At 72.7% G+C, this 24,232-nt stretch carries 27 protein-coding genes; 17 read left to right on the top strand and 10 right to left on the bottom strand.

The features are described 5' to 3' along the window. Positions 1-27 precede the first annotated feature (27 nt). Complete coding sequence (locus tag GXP74_RS15110; RefSeq protein ID WP_182451994.1) at positions 28-939, top strand: ABC transporter ATP-binding protein; 912 nt, start codon at positions 28-30, stop codon at positions 937-939. Further along, positions 936-1,790, top strand: a complete 855-nt coding sequence (locus GXP74_RS15115) for an ABC transporter permease (RefSeq protein ID WP_182451995.1) — start codon at positions 936-938, stop codon at positions 1,788-1,790. The genes GXP74_RS15110 and GXP74_RS15115 overlap by 4 nt, the downstream gene beginning before the upstream one ends. 38 nt (positions 1,791-1,828) lie before the next feature. Here GXP74_RS15115 and GXP74_RS15120 read toward each other — a convergent pair whose 3' ends face one another. Together GXP74_RS15120 and GXP74_RS15125 are read right to left on the bottom strand one after the other, a co-directional pair. Next, positions 1,829-2,350: a recombinase family protein gene (locus GXP74_RS15120; protein ID WP_370468424.1), complete on the bottom strand. Its 522-nt coding sequence runs from the start codon at positions 2,348-2,350 to the stop codon at positions 1,829-1,831. Between the two features lie 28 nt (positions 2,351-2,378). Further along, the gene (locus GXP74_RS15125) at positions 2,379-3,446 is read right to left on the bottom strand and encodes a phosphatidylinositol-specific phospholipase C domain-containing protein (RefSeq protein WP_182451996.1); all 1,068 of its coding nucleotides are present in this window, start codon (positions 3,444-3,446) and stop codon (positions 2,379-2,381) included. 376 nt (positions 3,447-3,822) lie between these two features. On the opposite strand from GXP74_RS15125, the gene GXP74_RS15130 reads away from it, so the two are divergent. Beyond that, positions 3,823-6,513 carry an ATP/GTP-binding protein gene (locus GXP74_RS15130; protein ID WP_182451997.1) on the top strand — a complete coding sequence of 897 codons (2,691 nt, stop codon included), beginning with the start codon at positions 3,823-3,825 and terminating at the stop codon, positions 6,511-6,513. Between the two features lie 8 nt (positions 6,514-6,521). Here the strand turns inward: GXP74_RS15130 and tatA (GXP74_RS15135) are convergent, their stop codons facing one another. After that, positions 6,522-6,785: a Sec-independent protein translocase subunit TatA gene (tatA, locus tag GXP74_RS15135; protein WP_182451998.1), complete on the bottom strand. Its 264-nt coding sequence runs from the start codon at positions 6,783-6,785 to the stop codon at positions 6,522-6,524. Positions 6,786-7,058: 273 nt separating this feature from the next. On the opposite strand from tatA (GXP74_RS15135), the gene GXP74_RS15140 reads away from it, so the two are divergent. From GXP74_RS15140 to GXP74_RS15160, 5 genes are all read left to right on the top strand, one after another. Then, positions 7,059-7,841, top strand: coding sequence for a ferritin-like domain-containing protein (locus GXP74_RS15140; protein WP_182456458.1), 783 nt, complete (start codon positions 7,059-7,061; stop codon positions 7,839-7,841). Next, positions 7,838-8,680 (top strand): ferritin-like domain-containing protein, encoded by an 843-nt coding sequence (locus GXP74_RS15145; protein ID WP_225447956.1) that lies wholly within the window; start codon positions 7,838-7,840, stop codon positions 8,678-8,680. Before GXP74_RS15140 ends, GXP74_RS15145 begins: the two co-directional genes overlap by 4 nt. Positions 8,681-8,846: 166 nt before the next feature. Then, positions 8,847-9,227, top strand: a complete 381-nt coding sequence (locus tag GXP74_RS15150) for a cupredoxin domain-containing protein (RefSeq protein WP_182451999.1) — start codon at positions 8,847-8,849, stop codon at positions 9,225-9,227. Positions 9,228-9,236: 9 nt separating this feature from the next. Then, complete coding sequence (locus GXP74_RS15155) at positions 9,237-9,647, top strand: hypothetical protein (RefSeq protein WP_182452000.1); 411 nt, start codon at positions 9,237-9,239, stop codon at positions 9,645-9,647. Between the two features lie 71 nt (positions 9,648-9,718). Beyond that, positions 9,719-10,099, top strand: coding sequence for a sec-independent translocase (locus GXP74_RS15160; protein WP_182452001.1), 381 nt, complete (start codon positions 9,719-9,721; stop codon positions 10,097-10,099). Between the two features lie 132 nt (positions 10,100-10,231). Here the strand turns inward: GXP74_RS15160 and GXP74_RS15165 are convergent, their stop codons facing one another. The 6 genes from GXP74_RS15165 to GXP74_RS15190 form a co-directional block, all read right to left on the bottom strand. Next, positions 10,232-10,609, bottom strand: coding sequence for a hypothetical protein (locus GXP74_RS15165; RefSeq protein WP_225447957.1), 378 nt, complete (start codon positions 10,607-10,609; stop codon positions 10,232-10,234). Beyond that, the gene (locus tag GXP74_RS15170; RefSeq protein ID WP_182452002.1) at positions 10,606-12,273 is read right to left on the bottom strand and encodes a DUF4331 domain-containing protein; all 1,668 of its coding nucleotides are present in this window, start codon (positions 12,271-12,273) and stop codon (positions 10,606-10,608) included. Before GXP74_RS15170 ends, GXP74_RS15165 begins: the two co-directional genes overlap by 4 nt. A 30-nt stretch (positions 12,274-12,303) precedes the next feature. Next, positions 12,304-12,603 carry a twin-arginine translocation signal domain-containing protein gene (locus tag GXP74_RS15175; RefSeq protein ID WP_182452003.1) on the bottom strand — a complete coding sequence of 100 codons (300 nt, stop codon included), beginning with the start codon at positions 12,601-12,603 and terminating at the stop codon, positions 12,304-12,306. 177 nt (positions 12,604-12,780) lie between these two features. Continuing rightward, positions 12,781-13,059, bottom strand: coding sequence for a Sec-independent protein translocase subunit TatA (tatA, locus tag GXP74_RS15180; RefSeq protein ID WP_182452004.1), 279 nt, complete (start codon positions 13,057-13,059; stop codon positions 12,781-12,783). 127 nt (positions 13,060-13,186) lie between these two features. Next, positions 13,187-13,543 carry a PRC-barrel domain-containing protein gene (locus GXP74_RS15185; RefSeq protein ID WP_182452005.1) on the bottom strand — a complete coding sequence of 119 codons (357 nt, stop codon included), beginning with the start codon at positions 13,541-13,543 and terminating at the stop codon, positions 13,187-13,189. Between the two features lie 84 nt (positions 13,544-13,627). Continuing rightward, positions 13,628-14,971, bottom strand: a complete 1,344-nt coding sequence (locus GXP74_RS15190; protein ID WP_182452006.1) for a cyclopropane-fatty-acyl-phospholipid synthase family protein — start codon at positions 14,969-14,971, stop codon at positions 13,628-13,630. Positions 14,972-15,265: 294 nt separating this feature from the next. On the opposite strand from GXP74_RS15190, the gene GXP74_RS15195 reads away from it, so the two are divergent. From GXP74_RS15195 to GXP74_RS15215, 5 genes are all read left to right on the top strand, one after another. Then, positions 15,266-15,889 carry a sigma-70 family RNA polymerase sigma factor gene (locus GXP74_RS15195; protein ID WP_370468425.1) on the top strand — a complete coding sequence of 208 codons (624 nt, stop codon included), beginning with the start codon at positions 15,266-15,268 and terminating at the stop codon, positions 15,887-15,889. After that, on the top strand, positions 15,886-16,656 hold the full coding sequence (locus GXP74_RS15200; protein ID WP_182452008.1) for an anti-sigma factor domain-containing protein: 771 nt from the start codon (positions 15,886-15,888) through the stop codon (positions 16,654-16,656). The genes GXP74_RS15195 and GXP74_RS15200 overlap by 4 nt, the downstream gene beginning before the upstream one ends. 265 nt (positions 16,657-16,921) lie before the next feature. Next, on the top strand, positions 16,922-18,235 hold the full coding sequence (locus tag GXP74_RS15205; protein ID WP_182452009.1) for an MFS transporter: 1,314 nt from the start codon (positions 16,922-16,924) through the stop codon (positions 18,233-18,235). A 58-nt stretch (positions 18,236-18,293) separates the two neighbouring features. Further along, positions 18,294-19,520 carry an acyl-CoA dehydrogenase family protein gene (locus GXP74_RS15210; protein WP_182452010.1) on the top strand — a complete coding sequence of 409 codons (1,227 nt, stop codon included), beginning with the start codon at positions 18,294-18,296 and terminating at the stop codon, positions 19,518-19,520. A gap of 153 nt (positions 19,521-19,673) precedes the next feature. After that, positions 19,674-19,832 carry a hypothetical protein gene (locus GXP74_RS15215; protein WP_182452011.1) on the top strand — a complete coding sequence of 53 codons (159 nt, stop codon included), beginning with the start codon at positions 19,674-19,676 and terminating at the stop codon, positions 19,830-19,832. A gap of 76 nt (positions 19,833-19,908) precedes the next feature. Here GXP74_RS15215 and GXP74_RS15220 read toward each other — a convergent pair whose 3' ends face one another. After that, positions 19,909-20,523 carry a hypothetical protein gene (locus tag GXP74_RS15220; RefSeq protein WP_225447958.1) on the bottom strand — a complete coding sequence of 205 codons (615 nt, stop codon included), beginning with the start codon at positions 20,521-20,523 and terminating at the stop codon, positions 19,909-19,911. A 92-nt stretch (positions 20,524-20,615) separates the two neighbouring features. Here GXP74_RS15220 and GXP74_RS15225 point away from each other — a divergent pair, with 92 nt between their 5' ends. The 4 genes from GXP74_RS15225 to mshC all read left to right on the top strand — a co-directional run bounded on the left by GXP74_RS15225 (position 20,616) and on the right by mshC (position 24,167). Beyond that, complete coding sequence (locus GXP74_RS15225; protein WP_182452013.1) at positions 20,616-21,332, top strand: histidine phosphatase family protein; 717 nt, start codon at positions 20,616-20,618, stop codon at positions 21,330-21,332. 51 nt (positions 21,333-21,383) lie between these two features. Continuing rightward, positions 21,384-21,953, top strand: a complete 570-nt coding sequence (locus GXP74_RS15230; protein ID WP_182456461.1) for a DUF3090 domain-containing protein — start codon at positions 21,384-21,386, stop codon at positions 21,951-21,953. Between the two features lie 29 nt (positions 21,954-21,982). Beyond that, positions 21,983-22,825, top strand: a complete 843-nt coding sequence (locus tag GXP74_RS15235; protein WP_370468551.1) for an SCO1664 family protein — start codon at positions 21,983-21,985, stop codon at positions 22,823-22,825. 115 nt (positions 22,826-22,940) lie between these two features. Beyond that, on the top strand, positions 22,941-24,167 hold the full coding sequence (mshC, locus tag GXP74_RS15240; protein ID WP_182452014.1) for a cysteine--1-D-myo-inosityl 2-amino-2-deoxy-alpha-D-glucopyranoside ligase: 1,227 nt from the start codon (positions 22,941-22,943) through the stop codon (positions 24,165-24,167). Positions 24,168-24,232 lie beyond the last annotated feature (65 nt).

Below are 24,232 nucleotides of genomic sequence, written 5' to 3' on the forward strand. Positions count from 1 at the left end.
GTGGCCGCCCAGGGCACGGTTGGCCGGGTGATCGAAATCAACGGACTGACGAAGCATTACGGAAAGACCACCGCCGTCAACGGCCTGACGTTCACGGTGCGACCCGGGCATGTCACCGGGTTCCTGGGCCCCAACGGGGCCGGTAAGAGCACCACCTTGCGGATGATCCTGGGGCTGAACGAACCCACCAGCGGGACCGTCACCGTCCAGGGACACCGGTTCCGCGACCATCGGCGCGGACTGCGTCATGTCGGCGCGCTCCTGGACGCGGGCGACGTCCACGGCGGCCGCAGCGCGGCCGCCCACCTGATCCCCCTGGCCCGAAGCAACCGTATTCCACTGCGCCGGGTCGAGGAGGTCCTGGAGCAGGTGGGGCTGGCCGAGGTGGCCCGTCGCCGGGTCGGCGGGTTCTCCCTGGGGATGAGGCAGCGCCTGGGCATCGCCGCCGCACTGCTGGGCGATCCGCCGGTGCTGCTGTTCGACGAGCCGATCAACGGCCTGGACCCGGAAGGGGTGCGGTGGGTGCGCGGCCTGTTCCGCCGCCTGGCCGCCGAAGGGCGCACGGTGCTCGTCTCCAGCCACATGATGAGGGAGATGGAGAACATCGCCGACCAGCTTGTCGTCATCGGCCGCGGCGAGCTGATCGCCGCCGAGAGCCTCACCCGGTTCGCCGCCCGCGCCACCCGGCCAAGCGTGACCCTGCGCACCCCGGACCCGGCCGCGCTGACAGCCGCGCTCACCGGCGAGGGCGCGTCCGTGCGCGCGGAAGGCGACGGGACGCTCACGGTGACCGCACTGAGCGCGGCCCGCATCGGCGAGATCGCCCTCCAGCACCGGATCCTGCTGCAGGAGCTGGCCGCCCACACCGCCTCCCTGGAGGAGGCGTTCATGGACCTGACCGCCCACAGCGTCGAATACCTCGCCGGAGACCCCCGATGACCACACTTGCCACACCCCCGCTCACCACCGTTCCCGACAGCGAGCCGCGGGCCCGATTCCGCGACCTTCTCGCCGCGGAGTGGAGCAAACTGTGGTCCCTGCGTTCGACCCCCTGGGCCTTGGGGCTCAGCGCACTGGCCATTCTCGGGATGAATGTGAACGGCGCCGCCGCCGACTACAACAACTGGCCCCGCTACAACGCCGGCATCCGAGCCCTGTTCGTGCCGGTCTGGGCGATGCGGGACGCCTTCAACAACAACGCCGCCATGATCGTCATGCTTGTATCCGGCAGCATCGGCGCCATCACGATCGTCAGTGAGTACTCCAGCGGACTGATCCGCACCACCTTCGCGGCCGTCCCCGACCGTCGCTCGCTGGTGGCCGCCAAGGTGGCCGTCGTCACCGTGGTCATGCTCGCCTACGGCTCGCTCACCGCAGCCAGCTCCTTCGGCCTCACCCAGGCCATCCTGTCCGGGCGGCACATCGGCCTGTCGATCAGCTACCCAGGCGCACTGCAGGCCGTCGCGGCCTCCGCCCTGCTCGCACCGGTGAGCGCACTCGTCGGCATGGGCATCGGCGCCCTCATCCGGCACAGCGCGACCACCATGGTCACCACCAGCCTGGTGCTGATCCTGCTGCCGAGCTTCTTCACCGACAGCCATCGCTGGACCGCCGACCTCGACCACGCCATGCCCCACAACGCATGGCAACGCCTGGTCAATGTGGACTACGCACCCTTCGGCCCGGTCCACTACCCGGCGGCGACCGCCGGGGCATGGATCGTATTCGCGGCCTGGCCACTCCTCGCGGCAATCATCGCCATGGTCGTCGTACACCGCCGCGACCTGTGAACGGAAAGGGCGATCTATGACCCCAGTCGCAACGTAGTTCAGGACTTCGTGGCGGTGGTCCTCTTCGGCTGGCGGGGGACAGTCTTCTCGCGGGCGTCGTAGAGCTGCTGGGCGAGCGCGGCCCGGTCCGGCGTAAGCCGGGCTCGGCGGCCTCCGACCCGGCCACGGGCCCGTGCCGAGGCGAGCCCGTCGTTCGTGTTCGCCACGATCAACTCGCGCTGCAGTTCGGCGAGCACCGAGAGCATGCCGAACATGGCACGGCCCTCGATGGTCGCGGTGTCGATGCCCTGCTCGATGACGTGCGGGCCGATACCGCGCACGCGGAGCTCGGCGCCGAGGGTCACCAGGTGCAGCACGGAGCGGGACAGCCGGTCGAGCCGGGTGATCTTCAGGCCGTCGCCGTCGCCGTCGCGTAGGAGCTGCGGCACGAGGTCTAGCTCGGGGCGGGACGCCGCCGCCCCGCTGGCGGTGTCGAGGTGGATGTTGCGGTGGCCCGAGGGCCTGTCTTTCGGATCACGTCGGGCGGTCGACGCCGGGGGACGCACCCCGACGCCGCCCACTATCCAACGTGATCCGAAAGACCGGGCCCTAGCCCCGGGCGAGCTGCTCGCCGAGGACGGCCGGCAGCCCGGTCCAGTCGCAGGAGACGAAGGAGGCGTGGTCGGCCGCGAGTTGCGCGACCCGGGCCTCGGCGTCGGCCTGGGCCGGAGCCGTGTCCGACAGCGTCGGGGTCACGTTCTCGGCGTCGGTCATGACCAGCAGGTAGTGGTTGGTGTCGTACCAGGAGGTGTCGATGCCGCCGTCGACGAACGCGCTGGCGTCGCCGTCGAAGACGACGAACCACGGGCGCAGCGAGGCGTCCGGGTAGCGGGTGCGCGGGTCACCGGAGGACGCGCCGAGGACGGAGGGGAAGATCTGCGCCTGGCCGAGGTTGCCGGCGGCCTGGAGACCGGCCAGGTACTGCGCGTACTCGGTGTCGGTCCACAGGTGGTCGAAGGGGTTGTCCATCTCGAAGGTGCCCGGGATGGCCTCCAGGATGACCTTGCCGGCCAGCGCGGCCCGCGAGGGCCAGTTGTCCGCCTTCGCGGCGGCGTCCAGGGTCGGGTAGCTGCCGAGCAGGTCTGCCGGGCGGAAGACGTCCGAGCCGAGGTGGGCGGCGACCAGGGCGTCGAGTTGGGCCGGACCGAGGTTGTCGGTCGCGTCGAATCCCGCCTTCATCTCCAGCTTGATCATGATCGGCGGGTGGCCCGGGTGGGCGGCCAGCCAGATCCGGATGTCGTCCAGGCAGCTGCCCAGGTCCTTGTTGGCGCTGCCCTGGTAGAGGTCCGCGGCGCTGGAGGCGTCGACGCAGTTGTTCTTGTTGCCCAGCGGCTCGGAGTGGCTGACCTTCCACTCATGGGTGAACGGGTCGACCCAGGTGTCCAGTTCGATCAGCGACGCCCCGGTGTCGAGGGCGTTGGCGAGGAAGGGGAACTGGGTGGTGTCGTCGTAGGTGTTGTGGATGCCGACCGAGGTCCCCTGGGCGAGGGACAGACCACTGGTGTCGGCGGAAGCCGGTGCCACCGACAGCGGCAGCACGCAGGCGACCGCGGCCAGTAGGACGAGTACGGCGCGCAGCGGCCGGACGCGGCGGGGAGCGCGGGTCGTACGGGGCATGGGGAGGTCCTCCGTTGCCATGGGCGAATGGTTAGTCATGTACACGCGATAAGGCTAGAGAGCGCTCACAGACACCGCGTGACGGAATGCCGAACACAGGAAACACATGGCTCCACCTGAGAGTGCCGCCGGCCCACCGACAGCCCGCCGGACCGCCCGACATCCCCACGAATACCCCCAACTCCCCCCGCCCCCAAGCCAAACCCACCGCACGCACCATCACCGCGAACCCCTGGCCGACGAGTTCGAGCGACCCGGTCCGGCCCGACCGCCCGCCCCCCCGCGCGGAGGGCAAAGGTGCCACTTCTACCGAATTCGGCACCTGGAGGCCGCGAAGCGGCATAGATTTGACACAGGGTGATCAACAGGGGGTGCCATGGGGCGTGATCTGCGGGCGGTGTTCGGCTCGAACGACCGGGGGTTGACCGCCGATGAGGTCTTCGCCAACCGCCAGGCCCAGTGGCAGGCCGTCCTGGCTGCTCTGGCCGAGCACATCGGACGGATCACCGCGCCGGGTTTCGACGTGGAGGACCTGGAAGCCCCACGCCACAACGTCCTGGTGTTCCACGGCATCGGCGGGATCGGCAAGAGCACGCTCTCTCGCACGATCGAGGCGTCACTGGCCGACAGCGCCCACCGCCCGCCACAGTGGGCGCAGTTGTCGTGGCCGCAGGGCCGGGTGCTACCGATCCGGATCGACCTCGCCCGCTCCGCCGGTGTCTCGTTCGAGCACGTGGTGCTGTCGATCCGGCTCGCGCTGGCCACGCTCGGACGGCCGATGCCGGCGTTCGACCTGGCCCTGCACCGCTACTGGGAGCGCCAGCACCCGGGCGAGCCGCTGGAGGACCACCTGCGGCGCAGCAGCGGCGTGTTCGCCCGGTTCAGTGCGGCGGTGGACCTGCCGGAGCAGCTGCGGTCCGGGCTGGGGGACGTCGCCCAGGCGCTGCTGCTGCCCGGCACGGTGGGGACGGTGGTCGGATCGGTGACCGGGGCGCTGGTACGGGCGCTGCGCGAGCACCGCTCCTCGGTGCGGGCGCTGGCGGGGTGCGCCCGACTGGCGGACCTGCTGGAGGCCGAGCCGGACCTGGAGATGCTCTCCTACACCGCGCACCTGCTCGCCTGGGACCTCGCGCAGTCGGGCGGTGACCACCCGGTGGTGCCGGTCATCCTGCTGGACACCTGGGAGGACGTCGGCGACCGCACCCACCGGGACCTGGAACGGCTGCTGCAGCGCGTCGTCTGGCTGATGCCGAACGCCCTGTTCCTGGTCACTGGCCGCAACCGGCTGCAGTGGGCCGACCGCGGCCTGAGCGGCCAGCTCGACTGGACCGGCCCGACCGCCTGGCCGGGACTGGCCCCGCACGGCGGCTCCCGCCGCCGGTCGGCCACGGCCGCGAGGCAGATCCTGATCGGCGACCTCGCGCCGCCGGACTGCGACGACTACCTCGCCCGCCGACTGACCCACGACGGACAGCCGCTGATCGGCGCGGACATCCGCCGCGTCATCACCGAGCGCTCCCACGGCCTGCCGCTGTACCTGGACCTGTCGGTCGGCCGCTTCCTGGAGCTCCGCCGCACCGGCCGCGCCCCGGAGGCCGCCGACTTCGACCACGACTTCCCCGCGCTGATCGCCCGCACCCTGCGGGACCTGTCCGAACCCGAACGCGACGTGCTGCGGTCAGCTGCCCTGCTGGACGCGTTCTCGGTCGCCCTGGCCACCGACGCGGCCGGGCTTGACCGCGAAGCCGCCGCCGCCCGCCTGGTCGAGCGCCCCTTCGTGCTGGAGGACCCCACCGCCCCGCTCTGGCCCTACCACCTGCACCAGGCCGTCCGCGCGGCGATCCGCCACGCCGCGGACCCCGCCGACGACCACTGGACCCACCGCGACTGGACCCGCGCCGCCAGCCGCGCCTTCCACGCCATAGGGGCCCAGTTCGCCCGCACCCCGCACGACCGCACCACCGTCGTCGCCTGCCTGCGCCAGGGCCTGCGCCTGGCCCGTGACTACAGCCTGCCCCTGGACTGGCTCACCGACGCCGCGCTGGCCTATGTCGCCGACTCCGTCTGGGAGCCCCTCGCCCCGCCCGGCGTCGCCGGCGCCGCCTCCGGACGCCTGCGCACCGCCGCCGACGCGCTCGTGGAGACCCTCAGCGCCCTCGCCCGCCGTCAGCACGAGCATCGTGAACACACCGCGACCCGGCTCGCCGCCGTCGTCGACACCGGCCTGCTGCCCGCCGTCGTGGACGACATGGCCGTGTACTACCTGGCCAAGGCCCAGCGCGACCTGGGTCGCAGCGAGGCCTCCCGGCACGGCATGAGCCGGGTCGTGGCCGGGGGCGGCCGGTTCGCGCCGGCCGCCCGGCGCGGCCTGGCACACCTGGCCCGCCTCGCGGGCGACTTCCCCACCGCCCTGGCCACCGCCCGCACCCTGGGCTGGGAAGGGCGCCACTACCGGGTCCTGGGCGAAGTCTGGTGGCCCCAGGGCGAGGTCGCCCGCGCGGCGGAGGCCTTCGCCGCCGCGCGCGCCGAAGCCGAACAGCACGCCGTCACCGGCGAGGCCGCCACCGCCCAGAGCATGCGCGCCCTGGTCCTCGCCTTCCTCGACCCCGACCAGGCCGACGCGGAGATCGAGCTGGCCACGACCCTGCTGCTCCAGGTCGACCTGCGGGCCACCGCCCTCACCACCCGGATCGCCGCCCTGGTCCGCGACGCCGGACAACCCGGCACCGACTTCGACCACCGCGTCCGGGCCCTGCGCACCGAGATCACCGCCGCGGGGCTGCCCGCAGCCGAAGCCACGCTCCAGCTCGCGGTCTGCTTCCACCGTGCCGTCCTGGACACCGGTACGGACACGGCCACCGATCCGGACCTGGACATCGCCCTCACCCGTCTGCGGGAACTGACCCGCAGCGGCGGCTACGCCTACTACACCGACATCGCCCACTTCATGGCCGCCCGCCCACTGCCACCCGAGCTCGCCCCACCCACCCGGTGGCTCGACCCGCAGCACCTCACCCGCGACCGCTGGCGGACCCTGGTCACCAGCCGCCGTCACCGTCAGCCCTGACCCGCGTGCTACGGCCTGGCGGGGGTCTCGGGGTGGGGGAGGGGCGGGGTCCGGGTGGGCTCGGGGGTGGGGGGCTGGATGGTCCTGGGGGGCTGTGCGGGGCCCTCCGGGGTGGTGCTGGGGGCGTCCGCCTTCATCGCGCCCATCTCGGACTTGAGGATGCGCAGCGACTTCCCCAGGGCCCGGGCGGAGTCGGGTAGGCGCTTGGCTCCGAAGAGGAGCAGGACGACGACTGCCAGGATGATGATTTCCAGTCCGCGGTTCTCCAGCACGGGGCTGCCTCTTCCACTGCTTCAGTGCGCCACCGGGACGGTGCGCTCGTGGTACTTCGTCGCTGACGGCGCGCCGGACGGGTCGATGACCGCACGTGTGCCACCGAACAGGTGAAGACAGCGCGGATCGCGGCCTCGTTCGAGTGATGTCGGGTTTATCTGGCGATCGGACCAATCCGTGGGGTGGTTCGGTGCCGAAGCAGGTGTCAGAAGGTACCGCCGGGAGGCTGGTACGCCACCGGTTGGATGACCTTGTGATGGAGATGGGGCGTGATGGGCGAGGAGAATCTCGATACCCGGTTGCTCGCTGAGTTGACCGAGCAGTCGCAGGACCTGAACAGCGACGCGGTGCGGATCACGCGTGACGCGCTGTCGGAGTTCGGGCAGGAGCGGGAGCCCGCGCGGCGTTGGTGGCAGCGTGGGGGAGCGGTGGCGGCGGTCGCGGGTGGTGCGGCGTTGTGGGGGGTCTCGCGGGCGGCGGCCGCGTCGGGCGGCGATGTGATGGCGTTGCAGACGGCGGCGTCGATCGAGAACCTGGCGGTGAGTGTGTACACCACCGCTGCGGGTCTGCCGTTCATCAAGGACGGCAACAAGACGGTGGCGGCGTTCATCGCCAAGACCACCAGCCAGCACCAGGCCCACGCGCAGGCGTTCAACGCCGCGGTCACGCAGGCGGGGGGCAAGGCGCAGACCGGGCCCGACCCGAAGTACGCGGCGGTGGTCAAGCAGATGCTGCCCTCGATCAAGGGCCCGGGGGACGTGGTCAGTTTGGCGATCACCCTGGAGGACGTGGCGGCGCAGACGTACACCAGCTACACCTCGAAGGTCTCCGACGCCGCGTTGCGCAAGCTGTTCGCGTCGGTGGCGCCGGTGGAGGCGCAGCACCGTGCCACGTTGCTGGCGGTGCAGGCGCTGCTGGCCGGTGGTGACGCGTCGTTGATCGCGATCCCGACGGACCTGGCGAAGCTGCCGGCCGCGGCGGGCAGCGTCGGGTTCCCCGACGCCTTCTATTCCACGAAGAACGCTTCTCCGATCAGTGAAGGGGCTGTGCAGTGAGTGCAGGCAACGGTGGCTGGGAGCTGCCGATCTCCGAGGGCGAGCTGTCGCGGTTGACCCGGGAGCTGGACGAGGCGCACCAGGAGTACCTGCCGCGGATGCACGCCGCCGCGGCCGACCTGACCGAGGAGTTGCGCGACACCCGGCCCGGTCCGGTCGAGGGGCAGTGGTCGCGGGCGGGTTCGCGGCGCGGGTTCCTGCTCGGCGCGGGCGGCGTGGCGGCGGCCCTGGCGTTGGCCGCCTGCTCCAGCGGTTCGACCAAGTCGTCGGCCGGTGGCGCCAGCGGTACCCCGATGGCCTCCGGCACCCCGGCGCCCTCGGCCACGACGAGCCTGTACACCGGGGACCTGCGGGTGGTGGCGTTGGCCACGGCGCTGGAGAACCAGGCGGTGGGTGCCTACGCCGCGGCGCTGGCGGCGGCCAAGGCGGGCAAGCTGGGGACGGTCCCGGCGGCGGTGGGGACCTTCGCGACCACCGCGATGGCCCAGCACGCCGACCACGCCAAGGCCTGGAACGCGGTGCTCACGGGCGCGGGCAAGCCCGCGATCACCGGGGTCCCGCTGTCCAACCAGCCCGCGACCCTCACCGCGCTGGGCGGTGCCACCAGCGCCGGCGCCGTCGCCCAGCTCGCCCTGGACCTGGAGAACCAGGCCGCGCAGACCTACCTCTTCGCGACCTACAACGTCTCCAGCGCGGGCGGGATCGCCACCGCCGCCAGCATCGCGCCGGTGGAGGCCATGCACGCCGCCATCCTCAACTTCGTCCTGGGCCAGTACCCCGTCCCCGACGACTTCCTCCCGACCGACAAGGCCGCCAGCCCCGCGCTGCTGACCGTCTGACGGTCCCACACCCGACCGCTGTCCGCCGAGGGTCGGAAGTACAGGGCGGACGGCGGTTGCCGGGCGCGCCACCACACCTGACCAGTGGTGGTGCGCCCGGTCCCCGGCGTGGCCGGTCGGGCCTGCCCTCCACCAGGACCGCTCCCTCCCAGATGAGGACTTCGCCATGCCCACTCGTGCTCTTCGCTGCGCCGCGACCGTCGGCGTGCTCGTGCTCACCCTGGCCGGTTGCTCCGGCAGCGGTTCCGCGGCCAAGGCCGCGGCGCCCTCCAGCGGGATGTCGTCGGGCGTCACCGGTTCGCAGATCGTGATCAGCAACTTCGCCTTCAGCCCGATGGACCTGACGGTGTCCCCGGGCCAGAAAGTGACCGTGGTCAACCACGACTCCACCGCCCACACCGTCACCGCGAGCGCGGGCAACGCCTTCGACACCGGCGACATCGCCCCGGGCAGGTCCGGGACGTTCACCGCCCCCACCAAGCCGGGGAGCTACCACTACCTCTGCAGCATCCACCAGTTCATGCAGGGCACCGTGACCGTTCGCTGAGGAGAGCCGATGACTGCTGTCCGCACGATCCTGCGTGTCGGCGCCGCGGCCGGCCTGTGGATCGACGCCGGTGTGCACGCCCAGCTCGCGGGGCGGTACGACGCGGTGTCGGCCGCCGTCAGCGAGGGGACGCTGTTCCGGGTCGAGTCCGGGGCCGCGGCCCTGGCCGTGGTGCTGGTCCTGGCGTGGCGCAGACCCCTGGGAGACCTCTTCGCCGCGCTGACGGCCGGAGCCGGGCTGGCGGCGATCCTGGTCTACCGCTATGTCGATGTCGGCACGCTGGGTCCGTTGCCCGACATGTACGAGCCCGTCTGGTTCACTGACAAGGTGTGGGCACTCGCGGGTCAGGCGCTCGCCCTCGGGGCGCTCGTCGCCCTGCTGTCCCTGCGTGGCGCCGCGCACCGGCCGGTCCCGGCGTGAGGACCGCCACGACGACTACCGGTCTGCCACGCCGTACCCCTCGCCCCCGGCTGAAGTTGGAGAGTTGAACCGTGTTCTTCGACATCGGCCCGCTGAAGCTGGTCGCCCTGGCGGTCATCGCCGTGGTCGTCTTCGGCCCCGACAAGCTGCCCAAGCTGATCGCGGACGCGATGCGGCTGCTCCGGACGATCCGGCAGTTCTCGGACAGCGCCAAGCAGGACATCCGCGAGGAGCTCGGTCCGGACTTCGAGGGTTTCGAGTTCGAGGATCTCAATCCGAGGACCTTCGTCCGCAAGCAGCTCGCCGTCCAGGGTGAGGCCCTCGGGCTGAACGAGGTCCGCGATCTCAGAAGAGACGACATCACGACCGGTGCCACCGCGCTCTCGGCGAGGTCGGCACCGGAGGCGGCAGCCGACGGGCGGCCGGATGCGGCGGGTGCGGCGGAAGCGTGATCCCCCGCGCCGGAGCCGGTCTCGGAGCGGCAACCGGCTCGGCCCCCGCCCACGGACGTGGGCGGGGGCCGTGGCACGGGATCGGCACCCCGCACCGGGCTGGGCGTCACCGCCTGATCGGGGCGGTTGCGGTCAGCGGACCGGCCAGGTGAGTTGGGCGACCTGCCCGCCGTTGACGGTGACCCGGGTGACCGGGCGCGAGGCCGGGTCCCAGACGGTGTAGTCGCCGGCGGCCAGCGAGGGGAAGACGGCGGCGTACCGGGTCGCGCCGGGACCGCGTCGTTCCCGCACCGCGACGTGCGTCCTGACCTCCTCCTGGTCCACCGGGCTGAGTTCGATCTCGGCTCCGTGGAGGTCGGGCGGGGTGAGGACGACCAGCGCGCCGATGTCGCCACCGATGTCGACCAGGACGCTGCCCTCCAGGCTGGGACCGTAGGTCTCGGCGTGCGGGTGGGCGTGTCCGGCGCCGGGCGGAGGCCCGACCGGCGTCGAGGCGTGCCGGGTGGTCACGGCGCGACCGGGGCGTGGTCGTCGCTGTTCGCCGCCGAGCCGGTTGCGGTGCCGGTGCCGGTGGCGGCCGTGGCGGTGGTGGACCGGGCCTGGTACTTGAGCGCGGTCGCACCGGCCAGGATGGCGGCCCCCGCCAGGGTGGCCCCGCCGATGACCTTGGCGGTGTCGGTGCCGTGTCGGCTGCCGCCGAGGCCGGTGTCCGGTCCGCCGAGCGGGGTGGCGTTCAGGTCGGGCGCGGGGGTGTTGTCGCCCGGGTTGAAGTAGCCGCCGTGGGGGGTGCCCAGGTAGGGGAAGCACGGCAGGTAGTGGACCGTGTTGTCGGCGCTGACGTCGGTGTTGCTGGAGGTCAGGCCCTGGGTGATGGCGCCCGCCGCGGCGTCCGGCGTGTAGGTCTTGTCGACCAGGGCGTAGGTGGCGCCGGCCAGTGCGCGCAGCTCGATGGTGGTGACGTCGTCGAAGACCCGGCGGCCGTTGGGGAACCCGGCGGCGTCCATGCCGATCAGGCCGAGGTTGCTGGGGCTCTGGAGGGTCGGCGGGATGGCCATGTTCAGGCGCAGCATGTCCGCCTGGACGGTGCCGTTGCCGGTGACGTTCTGGAAGCCGGGGACGATGCCGGCCGGGATCCCGGTGAGCAGGATCGCCAGCAGGTCGGCGCGGGGCTTGCCGGACGCGTTGAGCGCGGCCAGGTTGGGGAAGACCCCGGGGTACAGGACCGGCAGGAGCTGGGACAGCTCGGGGGTGGCGACGTCGGCGGCGAACTGCTTGTCGCCCACTGGGGCCTGGGAGTTGAAGAAGTCCTTCTTCGAGATGGGGACCAGGACCTCGTTGAACAGGGGATTGCCCAGGCGGGAGACCTGGACGAAGGGTCCGGTGTTGACGATGGTGCCGTCGTCCTCGAACATGCGCGAGCGTTGGCGGCTGGCCGTGGCGTAGACGCCGATGGTGGAGTTCGAGTCGGTGACGCTGGTGGGCGCCTTGCCGTTCGCGGTGAGGTCGCAGGCGGGTACCTGCAGGGCGATCGAGTGGATGTTCTTGGCCTTGGGGCCGTTGACGCCGGGGGCGGCGGGCATGCTGGAGCCGATGTGCAGGTTCTGGAACGGACGCAGGTCGCCGAGGTCGAAGATGGCGCCGATGTCGACGTAGAAGCCTTCGGCGCGTTGGCCGGTGAACAGCTTGCAGCCGCCGGGCAGGGTGTGGATGGCCTGGTCGGCCAGGGCCGCGTAGTTCGGGGTGGACAGCGGCCCGATGTTGCACGGCGGGCAGGGCAGGTTGCTGCCCAGGACCTGGCTGCTGCCGTCCTTGCCGCCGCCGTTGCTGACCTTGGTGACGGTGGCGTACTGGCGGCGGTTCCAGTTCTTGCTGTCGATCGACTCGATGGTGCCGACGTTGTACAGGAACGTGTTGGGGATGGTGTTCACGGTGTTGAACCGGAACTGGTAGCTGATGTCCGGCAGTCCGTCGCCGTTGTTGTCGATGTGGATCTCGTAGAGCACGTCGTCGCCGAACTCGTCGAAGTTCGGTCCGCCCGCCGGGTCTTCGAAGGGGCTGAAGTTGGCGATCAGGGTGACGGTGTCGGGCCTGTCGGGGCTGACGAAGGCGTAGACGTCGGTATTGTCGGCGACCGGGTCGTTCGAGATCGCGGGTGCTTCCTTGTGCGAGGACACGCGTGTCTTCCTCTTCGCTGGCTGGGACGGTCAGGACTTGGCTGGAACGGCCGCGATGCGACCGAGCTGGGCGGCGAGCTGGGGATCGCGATGCAGGACCTCGCGCTCGCCGACCATGACGGCGATCTCACCGGTGTTGGCGTTCTTGACGTAGGCCATCAGCGGGCCGTGGTGCATGGCCCCCTGCTGCACGGCCCCCTGGGTGGCGGCCGTCCGGGTTCGGGCGGAGGCCTCCTGGCCCAGCGCCGCGGGTACCAGGACCGTGGCGCCCAGCGCCGCGGTGCCCAGGGTGGCGTGCCGTATGAAACTGCGTCGGGAGTTCTCGGACATGACGGGTTCCCATCCGGATCGAGGACCGGCTGGGCTCATGCCGCGCCGGTGTCCCAGCGGCACGTCATGACTTTGGGTGACCGCTGGTGACTGAAACGTAATCACGGCGGGGTCCTGCCTGCCCGTCAGAGTCCGCCAATCGACGCGGTCGCGGTGGGCCGGGCGGGTCGGCGCGGGTCAGTGCGGCGCGGCCGTGGCCGTGGTCGCCGGTTCCTCGGAGCCGCCGCCGGTCGCCCGGGCCGGGTCCGCCGACGCGGTCAGCGGGGCGGGCTCGCGGTCCGTCGCCGGTTCGGGCGCGGCGCCGTCGGTCTCGGAGCGCAGCGCGTGCGTCTCGGCCTTGAGGATGCGCAGGGACTTGCCCAGCGAGCGGGCAGCGTCCGGGAGGCGCTTGGCTCCGAAGAGCAGCAGCACCACCAGGGCGACGATCAGGATTTCCAGGGCGCGGTTTTCGAACATCTGACATCCCTCGGCTGGGCTGGACGGCACGGCGAACGCACGGTGCCGTGTCCAGCCTCATCCGAACGCGCCGATGCGGCGAGCTGTCCTCAGCCGTCCGGCTGCCTCGGCGCGGCGGCGCGGGCGGTCAGCGGCGGGCGAGCTGTCGCTCGCCGGCGGCGCCGCGCTGGTAGGCCAGCTCGTAGTGCTGGAAGACGGCTTCCTCGTCCTCGGCGGGCAGCACCTCGTCGGTGCCGATCGAGGGGCAGCCCTTCACCAGTGCCTTGTCGTAGGCCACCCGGACGTAGCCGGGGCCCACGACCGCGCCGTCCAGGGGGACGAACACCAGGCGGTGCCGGGTCGGTAGGCCGACCTGGACGGTGGCCATGGCCGGCTCGTCGGTGCTGGTGTCCACGTACACCGCCTCCAGCGGGCCGATCCGGTGGCCGCCGGAGTCGACGACGTCATGGGTGCGCCACTCGCGGATGTCAGCGGCCTCGATCATCTGTGTTCCCTTCGCCGTGGTGGCCGGTGCGCCTACCCGCCTTCCCCGCCCGCCCGGGTACACACCGCGCGCCGCCGCCGAGGTTCAGCGGGCGGCTCTGGGGTGCGGCAGGGCCGGGCGCGGCGCCGGTGCGGCGGGACGACGGGCGAGGACCTGGTCCACGCCCATGCGGCCCTGCTCGAACGCCAGCGAGCTGCCGACCAGGTAGAGCCGCCAGAGCCGGGCGGTCGCCTCGCCGACCAGGGCGGTGAACCGCGTCCAGCGCTCCTCCAGGGTGTCGTGCCAGGCGTCGATGGTCGTCACGTAGTGCTCCCGCAGCGCCTGGACGTCGCGGATCTCCAGGCCCGCCGCCTCCAGCAGGGCGAGCGTGCCGCTCAGCGGGCGCATGTGCATGTCGGGCGCGATGAAGGACTCGATGAAGGCACCGCCGCCGGGGGCGTTCGCGGTCCGCGACATCTGCTGGAGCAGCAGCCGTCCGCCCGGGGCCAGGGCCCGCCGCAGCAGCCGGGTGAAGTCCGGGTACTGGTCGTCGCCGACGTGCTCGCCCATCTCGATGGTGGTGACCGCGTCGAACCCGGCCGCCTCGACATCGCGCCAGTGCTGGTGCCGGATCTCGACGTGGTCCTCCAGGCCCCGTTCGCGGACCAACTCGCGTACGAACGCGGCCTGCTCGGCCGAGAGGGTGACGCCGGTCGCGTGGACGCCGTAGTGCTCGGCGGCGTGCACCACCAGCGCGCCCCAGCCGCAGCCGACGTCCAGCAGCCGCGTCCCGGGGCGCAGTTCGAGTTTGCGGCAGATCAGGTCGAGCTTGTCGCGCTGCGCGTCGGCCAGACCGTAGCCGGGCGCGGCGTCCGTCCAGTAGCCGCAGGAGTAGGCCATGGCCGGGTCGAGCAGCAGCTGGTAGAAGTCGTTGGACAGGTCGTAGTGATGGCTGATCGCGGCGCGGTCGCGGGCCCGGCTGTGCGGGGTGCCGCGCAGCCGGGCCTGCTCCTGGACGACCGGCGGCCGGGGGCCCACCGCGCCCAGCCGGGCGGCGGTCAGCGCGGCCCGGGCCAGGGCCGCGGCGGTGGGGCGCCTGCGGGTCAACCCGCGCTCCTCGACCGTGCGGCGCACCGCGCTCAGGGTCGCGCGCAGGTCGCCCTCGATGTCGAGGTCGCCGCTGACGTAGGCGTGGGTGAGCCCCAGTTCGTCCGGCTGCCACAGCAGTCGGCGCAGCGCCCGCCGGGAGCGCAGGACCAGGGTCGGGGCACCGGGGGTACCGGCCGTGCTGCCGTCCCAGGCCCGGAGCCGCAGCGGGGCGGGTGAGCCGGTGAGCTCCTCGATCAGCGGCATGAGCCGAGCGGCCGCACCCGTCGCCCGGGACCGGGCGGCGGGAGGTGCGGAGCCGGGTTCGGTCGGCGCCGTGGCGCGGCCTGCGGTGGTGGTCATGCGTACCCCTCAAGGGTGTGAGCAGGATCGGCGGACACGGCAGCAGGGCTCACGGGGCCTGCTGCCCCCGGTGGCCACTCGGTGGTGATTCGGCGCCGCCACGCGCCCGGATGGGTGCGGCCGGGCAGAAACCCGGTCGCCGACCCGTCCGAACCCGCCGCTGCCGCGAATCACCTGTAGCGGGAGGCGGGCCGGTGGACCCGGCGCGACACGCAGAGCCCGACACGCAGAGCCCGACACCCGATGAGCCCGACACCCGATGAGCCCGACGCACGAAGAGGATGTGGACGCGCCGTGGACGGACCGCACAGCTTCAGCAGGGGCGGCGGAGCAGGAAGGAACACCCGGTTCCTCGGCGTCCCGGACGCCCCCGGGCAGCGCCCGGAGGACCTGCTGCTCGACGTCGCGAAGGGCGACCAGGACGCCTTCGCCTCCCTCTACGACCACATCTGCGCGCCGGTGCTCGGCATCGTCCGCAGCGTGCTGCGGGACCCGGCCCAGTCCGAGGAGGTCACCCAGGAGGTGCTGCTGGAGGTCTGGCGCACCGCCGCGCGGTTCCAGCCGGGCAAGGGCAGTGCGCTCACCTGGGTACTGACCATCGCGCACCGGCGCGCGGTGGACCGGGTCCGCAGCGCCCAGGCCGCCACCGACCGCGAGCACCGGGCGGCCCTGCTGGCGCGGACCCCCGCCTATGACGAGGTCAGCGAAGCGGTCGACCGCCGCTTGGAGCGCGAGCACGTCCGCCGCTGCCTGCGGGCGCTCACCGGGACCCAGCGCGAGTCGGTGGTGCTGGCCTACTACCGCGGCCTGACCTACCGGGAGGTCGCCGAGCTGCTGGCCGTGCCGCTGGGCACGGTCAAGACGAGGATGCGCGACGGACTCATCCGGATGCGCGACTGCCTGGGGGTGACCGCATGATCAGCGCCGACCTGCACATGCTCGCCGGAGCGTACGCGCTCGGCGCGCTCGACGACGCGGAGCGCGGGGAGTTCGAGCAGCACCTCGCCGAGTGCGAGGCCTGCGCGGTGGAAGCGGCCGAGTTCCTGGCCACCGGTGCCCGGCTGGCCCTGGCTGTCGCCGAGTCGCCGCCGACGGCCCTGAAGCAGCAGGTACTGCGGCGCATCGCCCAGGTGCGGCAGGAGCCGCCCAAGGTCGACCTGCCCGCGCCCCCGGCGCCGCCCGCCTCGTCCACGGCTCGGGTGCGCCGAGGCACCATGGTGGCGCTCGCCGCCTGCGTCGCCGCCGCCGTCGCGCTCGGCGGCGTGGCCGTGCAGTACACCAGCGCCCAGGACGTCCGCCGCCAGGCCCAGCGGACGGAGGCGCAGGCGGCGCAGATCTCCGCCGTCCTGTCCGCCCCGGACGCCCGCACGGTGGTCGCCGGTGTCGGCGGAGCGGGCCAGGGCGCCCGCGCCACGGTGGTCACCTCACCGAGCGAGAACCGGGCCGTGTTCCTCACCCCCGGCCTGCCCACCCTCGCCGCGGGCAGGACCTACGAGCTGTGGTTCGACGACGCGGGGGTGATGCGCCCCGCCGGTCTGGTCGCGCCCGGTACCGGCGGCGCCACCGTCCTGCTCAACGGCCCGGTCGGCAGCGCCGAGGGCGTGGGCGTCACCGTCGAGCCCAGCGGCGGGTCGCCCCGTCCCACCGGCGCCCCGATCGCCCTGCTGGCCTTCCCCCGCGCCTGACCGCGGCAACCGCCGCCGGTGCGCCGACGCGCGTCCGCGAGGCAGCCACCCCTGCTGACGACCGCCGCCCCGGGCGGCGGTCGTCGAGATTCCCGTGCCCTCGGGAAAGGTTCCCCTACCGATCGGGAAGTGCCGATATCTAGTCTCAGGGAGCGCCGGGGCCGTGCTGTCCGGTGTGGCACCACGCGACCGACGCGGGCTCCGGGATCGCGTCGGCGCCGCTGGTCGCGAGACACGTCGTCGAAGCTGCCAGGGAGGCTGCTGCATGAAGGACGAACCACGGATCAGCGTGTCCGACACGCTGAAGGCGACCCCGATGGCGGTGCGCTACCTGCTCGGAGGCATCCTGGTCAATCAGATCGGCGCCTTCGTCCAGACGTTCCTGGTGCTGTACCTGACGCACCTGCACCTCTCGATCCAGACCGCGGGCCTGAGCATGGTCGCGTACAGCGCGGGCACGATCCTGGGCACCATGCTGGGCGGTGAGGCCACCCAGCGGTTCGGGCCGCGGTTCACCATCGTGGCGGCGATGGCGGGTTCCGGTCCGCTGGTCGCGGTGATCCCGCTGCTCAGCCGGTCGAGCCTGCTGGCCCCGCTGCTGGCCGTGCTCGCCCTCGCGGGCCTGCTCGCCCAGGCGTACCGGCCGGCCGCGTCGGTGCTGCTCAGCGAGATGATGCCGGAGCGGCACCAGGTGATGGCGTTCTCGATGCTGCGGATCGCGCTGAACGCCGGTGCCGCGGTGGCGCCGCTGATCGCCGCCGGGCTGATCCTCTTCGACTGGAACGCGCTGTTCTGGATGGACGGCGCCACCACGCTGGTCTACGCGGCCCTGGCGTTCGCCCTGTTGCCGCGGCAGGCGGTGCTCGCCGCCAAGGAGAAGGCCGCCGCGCAGGACACGGGACCGGAGGAGCCGACCGCCGCGGCGCCGCCCCTCTCCCGGCGGGCCGCGTACGGCGCGCTGCTGCGGGACCGCGGGTACCTGCTCTTCCTGTGCGGGGTCATGCTCGGCACGCTCACCTACATGCAGTCGGTGGTCGCGCTGCCGTTGCAGATCAGGGCCGACGGCTACCCGACCGCCCTGTACAGCGTGGTGCTCACGGTCTCCTCGGTGGTGCTGATCACCTGCGAGCTGAAGGTCACCACGTACATCCTGCGGATACCGCCGTACAGCGCGGTGCTGTTCGGCCACCTGGCGAACGCCCTCGGCTTCGCGTTCTACGCGCTGTCGGACAAGTCCTCGGCGTTCCTCATCATCGGCTCGGTGCTGGAGATCAGCGGCGTGATGATCGCGGGACCGACCATGTACGCCCACCCCGCCACCTTCCCCAAGGCGCTGAAGGTCCGCTACATCAGCACGATGCAGGCGGTGACCGGACTGGCGGCGGCGCTCGGGCCGCTGATCACGGTCTATGTCTGGACCCGGCTCGACCACGTCTTCTGGGTGCTGTGCGCGCTGGCCGCCGCTGTCACGGGGGTGCTCGCCATGACCGGGATCAAGTGGGGCATCGAGCAGGACGCCCGTCAGCAGCGGGACGCCGTTGTCGAGGGCGAACCCGAGAGTGTCGGCGGCACGGTGTGACGCGGCACCCGGGCGTGGACGAGCCAATGGCGGTACCCATCGAGGGAGGGACGGACACATGACCACAACGACGGTTGCCACGACGTACACCGGTGAGCCGGACAGCGCGACGGAGATCCTGGCGCGGGCCAGGGCACTGGCCCCGGTGCTGCGGGCGCGGGCCGCGGAGAGCGAACAGCTGCGCAGGCCGCCGGCCGACGTGGTGGAGCTGCTGCGCGACACCGGTGTGTTCCGGATGGGCTGGGGCCGCGAGTGGGGCGGCCCCGAGCTGACGTCCATGGACCAGATCCGGGTGGTGGAGGCGCTGGCGTACGGCGACGCCTCGGCCGCCTGGTGCGGCGCGATCGGCGCGCTCACCGGGCCGGTCACGAGCTTCCTCGACCAGGACGTCGTCAAGGAGGTCTTCCCCCGGCAGGACATGATCACCGTGGGTGTGCTCGCCCCGGCCGGTCACGCCGAGCGGGTCCCCGGCGGCTTCCGGCTGAGCGGCCGGTGGTCCTTCGGCAGCGGCATCGCCCACAGCGACTGGGTGACCTCGGGTGCGTTCCTCTTCCAGGACGGCGAGCCGTACGCGAGCCCGGACGGCACCAACCCGCACGAGTCGCGGCAGTTCCTGGTGCCCCGGGACCAGGTCGAGCTGATCGACAACTGGCACACCACGGGCCTGTGCGGCACCGGCAGCTGCGACTACACGATCACCGACGTGTTCGTGCCGGAGAACCGCACCTACACCTTCTTCCAGCCGCGCGGCCGGATCAGCCCGCTCTCGCAGCCGGACTCCTTCATGCGGATGCTGTGCGGGGTGCCGCTGGGGGTGGCGCGGGCCGCGCTGGACCACGCCCGCGAGATCGCGCTGACCCGGGTGGACCGGATGACCGGGGTGGCCTGGGCGGACAGCTTCCGGGTGCAGGTGGCGCTGGCCGAGTGCGAAGCCGACTTCAACGCCACGCGCGGCAACGTCTACGGCAGCACGACCCGGCTGTGGGAGGTGCTGGAAGCCGGTGGCGAGCCCACCCCGGACGAGCGCGCCGCCGCGCCGCTGGCCTGGCTGCACGCGTACCGCACCGCCCGTTCCATCGTCGCCCGGCTCTACGACCTGCTGCAGACCTGGTCGATCAGCCGCTCCTCGCCCATGGACCGCTGGCTGCGCGACACCATGACCATGTGCCAGAACGTCCCGGCGCAGGACGTCACCCTGGAGTCGATCGGCGGCTACCTGCTCGGCGGGACCCCCAGGATCCGGATCAACCTCGGCCTCGGTTCGGAGCCCCGGACGACGGACTGACGGCCCCTTGGCGACGGGATTGAGAATCGCAGCCGGACATCCAGGGTCTGTGGACGCCCTCTCACACCCGTGCAACAGGACGCGGCGCCGGTTCGCACACATGCCGCTGGCACATGCCTGTCGCACCTCCCGGAAAGGGCGTAACGTGCCGCCATGGATCAGCCACCGCGCAGCTGGGCCGAGGTCCTCGCCGGCGAGCAGCAGCGCCTCGACCGGGCCGTCGCCCGTGCTCAGGCCGGGTACCGGACGCTGCCCGCGGGCAGCGGGACCGACCCCGCCGCGCGGCCCGACGACAGTCCGAAGCCCTCGTGAGTACGCCGCCCCCCGGGGACCGGTGAGCGGGCCGGTCCCACCCCCGCCGTGCTTCCGGTGACCCCGGCGACGGCGCTCAGTGGCCGGTCGGGACCAGGCGGCCGAGGAGCTCGCCGAAGGCGATGAGCCGGTCCATCTGGCCCGGGCCGCCGTCGTCCAGCGACTTGCTGAAGCGGAACGACTCCGGCCGGAACCGGGCGGTGCCCGCGCCGCCCTCGTCCGGCGGGACCGCGCTGAGCTCCTGCACCGCGCCGGTGGTCACCACCACGAACACGCCACGGCGGGTGCGCCGGCCGCCGCCGTCCTGGCCGACCAGGGTGCGCATGCCGACGTGCCGCACCTCGGTCAGCGGCAGCACCTGGATCGAGGAGTCCAGCACCGTGCCGCCCGGCTCGTCGCCGTCCGCGATCTCCTCGCTGTGCCACAGGATCAGCCGCCGCCCGTCGCAGACCGCTGCCTCCTGCCAGACCGACGCGCCCGCGTCGGTCAGGTCCACCACCCGCTCCAGGGTGAACCCGCGCACCCGCCGCCGCCCCAGCACCCCGCCGATCGCGGCCAGCGCCACGTCCGGATGCAGGAAGTAGGCCTGCGCCGCGGCCTCCAGCCGCGCGAACGGAGACCAGTCCGACCCCGGCAGCCCCACCTGTTGCGCGGACTGCTCCTGTCGCCGCAGTCCCCGCCGTCTCGACACCCTGCTGAACATCGCTGCCCCCTTGCTGCCCAGCCCTCCGGCAAACCCTACCCAAGCGGGCCCCGCATTAGGGGCCCTCTAGGCTGGTGTCCATGCCGACCTTGCTGCTCGTCCGCCACGGCCGCTCCACCGCCAACACCGCCGGCGTGCTCGCCGGCTGGACCCCGGGCGTCGAACTCGACCCGCACGGCCGCGAACAGGCCGAGACCCTGGCCGGACGGCTGGACGGGATCCCGGTCGCGCGGGTCGTCAGCAGCCCGCTGGACCGCTGCCGACAGACCCTGGCGCCGCTGCTGGCGGCCCGGCCCGAGCTCACCATGCGGCTGGACGAACGCCTGGGCGAGTGCCGCTACGGCGACTGGACCGGCCGCCCGCTGGCCGAGCTCGCCGGTGAGCCGCTGTGGCGCACCGTCCAGGCCCAGCCGTCGGCCGCGACCTTCCCCGGCCCCGAGGGCGAGTCGCTGCGCGAGATGAGCCACCGCGCGGTCGAGAGCGTCCGCGAATGGGACGCCGAGGTCGAGGCCGAGCACGGCCCGGACGCGGTGTGGGTGGCCTGTAGCCACGGCGACGTGATCAAGGCGATCGTGGCCGACGCGCTCGGACTGCACCTCGACAACTTCCAGCGGATCTCGGTCGAACCCTGTTCGGTCACCGCGATCCGCTACACCCCGCACCGCCCGTTCGTGCTGCGTATGGGCGACACCGGCGAGCTCGGCGGCCTGAAGCCGCGCCCCGCCGCCGAGGGCGCGGCGCCCGGCGACGCGCGCGACGGGGACGCTGTGGTCGGGGGAGACACCGGCGCACGGTGACGGCTGGGTAGGGTGGGTTCGAACAGCGACGTCAAGATCTGGAGCAGCCACGTGCCCCGCCAGGTGTTCTTCTACGACCCCCCAGAGCGCTTCGTGGCCGGAACGGTCGGCGAGCCGGGTCACCGCGCCTTCTACCTCCAGGCCAGCACCCGAGGCCGGGTGACCAGCGTGCTCCTGGAGAAAACCCAGGTCGCCGCGCTCGCCGAGCGGATCGAGGAGCTGCTGGACGAGGTGGTCCGGCGCGCCGCCGGCAGCACCGAGGTCCCGGCCGTGGCCCCGGCCGACCTGATCGACAGCGCCCCGCTCGACCAGCCGGTGCTGGAGGAGTTCCGCGTCGGCACCATGGCCCTGGCCTGGGACGAATCGATCCAGCGGCTGATCATCGAGGCGCAGGCACTGGTCGAGACCGACCCGGACGACCCCGAGGACGCCGAGCCCTTCGAGGACGACGAGAACGGCCCGCCGATGCTGCGGGTCCGGCTCAGCGGCGCGATGGCCCGGGTGTTCGCCAAGCGGGCGCTGGAGCTGGTCTCCGCCGGACGCCCGCCGTGCCCCTTCTGCAGCCTCCCGTTGGACCCGCAGGGGCACGTGTGCCCCCGTCAGAACGGGTACCGGCGCTGAGCGCGCCGGTCGAGCAGCCGCTGCCCGAGGTGGACCCGGTCGCCTCGGCCGCGCTGGCCGCCGACCCTGACCGGGCCCTCGCGCTGCTGCGCGAGGGCGAGCTGCGGATACACGGGCAGCTCACCGAGGCCTCCAACGCCGCCTTCTACTGCACCGTCGGCGACGGCGAGCAGGAAGCCGTCTGCGTCTACAAGCCGGTGCGCGGCGAGCGCCCGCTGTGGGACTTCCCGGACGGCACCCTGGCCGGGCGCGAGGTGGCCGCGTACCAGGTCTCCGCCGCGACCGGCTGGCACCTGGTGCCGCCGACGGTGCTGCGCGAGGGACCCTACGGCGAGGGCATGTGCCAGGTCTGGGTCGAGTCCGACCCGGAGGCCGGGCTGCTGGCGCTCCAGGACACCGAGGAACCGGAGCCCGGCTGGTGCGCGATCGGCCGGGCCGACGTCGGCGGCGGCCGCACCGCGCTGCTGGTGCACGCCGACGACCCGCGACTGCGGCGGCTGGCGGTGCTGGACTCGGTGTTGAACAACGGCGACCGCAAGGGCGGGCACCTGCTGCCCGCCGTGGACGGCCGGATCTACGGCATCGACCACGGGGTGACCTTCGCCGTCCCCGGGAAGCTGCGCACGCTGCTGTGGGGCTGGGCCGGGCAGCCGCTGCCGGACGAGGCCGTCGAGGCGCTGACCGGCCTGCGGCGGCAGCTGGCCGAGGGCGACGGCGGGGCCGACGGCGGCGGGCTGGCGGAGCGGCTGCGCGAGCTGATCACCGACGCCGAGGTGGGGGCGGTCCGGGAACGGGTGGCGTCGCTGCTGGACACCGGCCTGCACCCGCTGCCCTCCGGCGACTGGCCCGCGGTGCCCTGGCCGCCCATCTAGCGGCGCCTGCGCTCCGGTACGGGCCGCGCCGGATCGAGCCGTCGCGGCCCGCTGATCAGGGCAACTACCGAGGCACTGGTGCGAAGATCAGTTGTGTCCGGTTAGAGTCATCCGTATGTATGCCTGGCCCGCCACTGAGGTTCCCGCGCTCCCCGGTCAGGGGAACCCCCTGCGCATCTACGACACCGCCACCGGGGGGCTGCGGACCACCGCGCCCGGTCCCACGGCCGGTCTCTACGTCTGCGGCATCACGCCCTACGACGCCACCCACCTCGGCCACGCCGCCACCTACAACACCTTTGACCTGGTCCAGCGGATCTGGCGGGACAACGGCCACGACGTGGTCTACGTCCAGAACGTCACCGACGTCGACGACCCGCTGCTGGAGCGGGCCATCGCCACCGGCGAGGACTGGACGGTCCTCGCCGAGCGTGAGACCGCGCTGTTCCGCGAGGACATGACCGCGCTGCGGATGCTCGCCCCGGCGCACTACATCGGCGCGGTCGAGGCGATCCCCTCGATAGTGCCCCTGGTCAAGGACCTGCTGGCGCAGGGCGCCGCCTACGAGCTCGACGGCGACATCTACTTCTCCATCGGCTCCGACCCGCACTTCGGCGAGGTCTCCCGGCTCAGCCCCGAGCAGATGCTGCACTTCTTCGGCGAGCGCGGCGGCGACCCGGACCGTCCGGGCAAGAAGCACCGGCTCGACCCGCTGCTGTGGCTGGCCGCCCGCCCCGGCGAGCCCGCCTGGGAGACCGAGCTCGGCCACGGCCGCCCCGGCTGGCACATCGAGTGCGTCGCGATCGCGCTCGGCCACCTCGGCATGGGCTTCGACATCCAGGGCGGCGGCAGCGACCTCGTCTTCCCGCACCACGAGATGGGCGCCTCGCACGCCCAGGTCGCCACCGGCAGCCACCCCTTCGCGCAGGCCTACGTGCACGCCGGGATGGTCGGCCTGGACGGCGAGAAGATGTCCAAGTCGCGCGGGAACCTGGTGTTCGTCTCCAAGCTCCGGCGGGACGGCGTGGACCCGGGCGCGATCCGGCTCGCCCTGCTCGCCCACCACTACCGCAGCGACTGGGAGTGGACCGGCGCCGACCTGCTCCGCGCCCAGGACCGGCTCGCCCGCTGGCGGGCCGCCGTGTCCCGGCCGGACGGCCCGGACGCGACCGCGCTGCTCGCCGAGGTCCGCGCGGCCCTCGCCGACGACCTGGACGCGCCGCGCGCGCTGGCCGTGATCGACCTCTGGGCGGCCGAGCAGGAGGCCAACGGCGGCTCCGACACCGGCGCCCCCGGCGTGGTCTCGCGGACCGTGGACGCGCTGCTCGGCGTCGCGCTCTGACACCCGGCCGGGTCGGTCCGCGACAGCGGCCCGACCCGGCCCCGGCCGTCGGTTTCGGGCCTCGG

The sequence above is a fragment of the Streptacidiphilus sp. P02-A3a genome (assembly GCF_014084105.1).
Classification (GTDB): Bacteria; Actinomycetota; Actinomycetes; order Streptomycetales; family Streptomycetaceae; genus Streptacidiphilus.

Excerpts from the sequence above, each read along its gene's own strand:
- GXP74_RS15175 (WP_182452003.1), bottom strand. The coding sequence starts at position 12,603 with ATGTCCGAGAACTCCCGACGCAGTTTCATACGGCACGCCACCCTGGGC.
- GXP74_RS15125 (WP_182451996.1), bottom strand. The coding sequence starts at position 3,446 with ATGCCCCGTACGACCCGCGCTCCCCGCCGCGTCCGGCCGCTGCGCGCC.
- GXP74_RS15130 (WP_182451997.1), top strand. The coding sequence starts at position 3,823 with ATGGGGCGTGATCTGCGGGCGGTGTTCGGCTCGAACGACCGGGGGTTG.
- mshC (WP_182452014.1), top strand. The coding sequence starts at position 22,941 with ATGTATGCCTGGCCCGCCACTGAGGTTCCCGCGCTCCCCGGTCAGGGG.
- GXP74_RS15215 (WP_182452011.1), top strand. The coding sequence starts at position 19,674 with ATGGATCAGCCACCGCGCAGCTGGGCCGAGGTCCTCGCCGGCGAGCAG.
- GXP74_RS15200 (WP_182452008.1), top strand. The coding sequence starts at position 15,886 with ATGATCAGCGCCGACCTGCACATGCTCGCCGGAGCGTACGCGCTCGGC.
- GXP74_RS15140 (WP_182456458.1), top strand. The coding sequence starts at position 7,059 with ATGGGCGAGGAGAATCTCGATACCCGGTTGCTCGCTGAGTTGACCGAG.
- GXP74_RS15225 (WP_182452013.1), top strand. The coding sequence starts at position 20,616 with ATGCCGACCTTGCTGCTCGTCCGCCACGGCCGCTCCACCGCCAACACC.
- GXP74_RS15155 (WP_182452000.1), top strand. The coding sequence starts at position 9,237 with ATGACTGCTGTCCGCACGATCCTGCGTGTCGGCGCCGCGGCCGGCCTG.
- GXP74_RS15115 (WP_182451995.1), top strand. The coding sequence starts at position 936 with ATGACCACACTTGCCACACCCCCGCTCACCACCGTTCCCGACAGCGAG.
- GXP74_RS15210 (WP_182452010.1), top strand. The coding sequence starts at position 18,294 with ATGACCACAACGACGGTTGCCACGACGTACACCGGTGAGCCGGACAGC.
- tatA (WP_182452004.1), bottom strand. The coding sequence starts at position 13,059 with ATGTTCGAAAACCGCGCCCTGGAAATCCTGATCGTCGCCCTGGTGGTG.
- GXP74_RS15150 (WP_182451999.1), top strand. The coding sequence starts at position 8,847 with ATGCCCACTCGTGCTCTTCGCTGCGCCGCGACCGTCGGCGTGCTCGTG.
- GXP74_RS15190 (WP_182452006.1), bottom strand. The coding sequence starts at position 14,971 with ATGACCACCACCGCAGGCCGCGCCACGGCGCCGACCGAACCCGGCTCC.
- GXP74_RS15185 (WP_182452005.1), bottom strand. The coding sequence starts at position 13,543 with ATGATCGAGGCCGCTGACATCCGCGAGTGGCGCACCCATGACGTCGTC.
- GXP74_RS15205 (WP_182452009.1), top strand. The coding sequence starts at position 16,922 with ATGAAGGACGAACCACGGATCAGCGTGTCCGACACGCTGAAGGCGACC.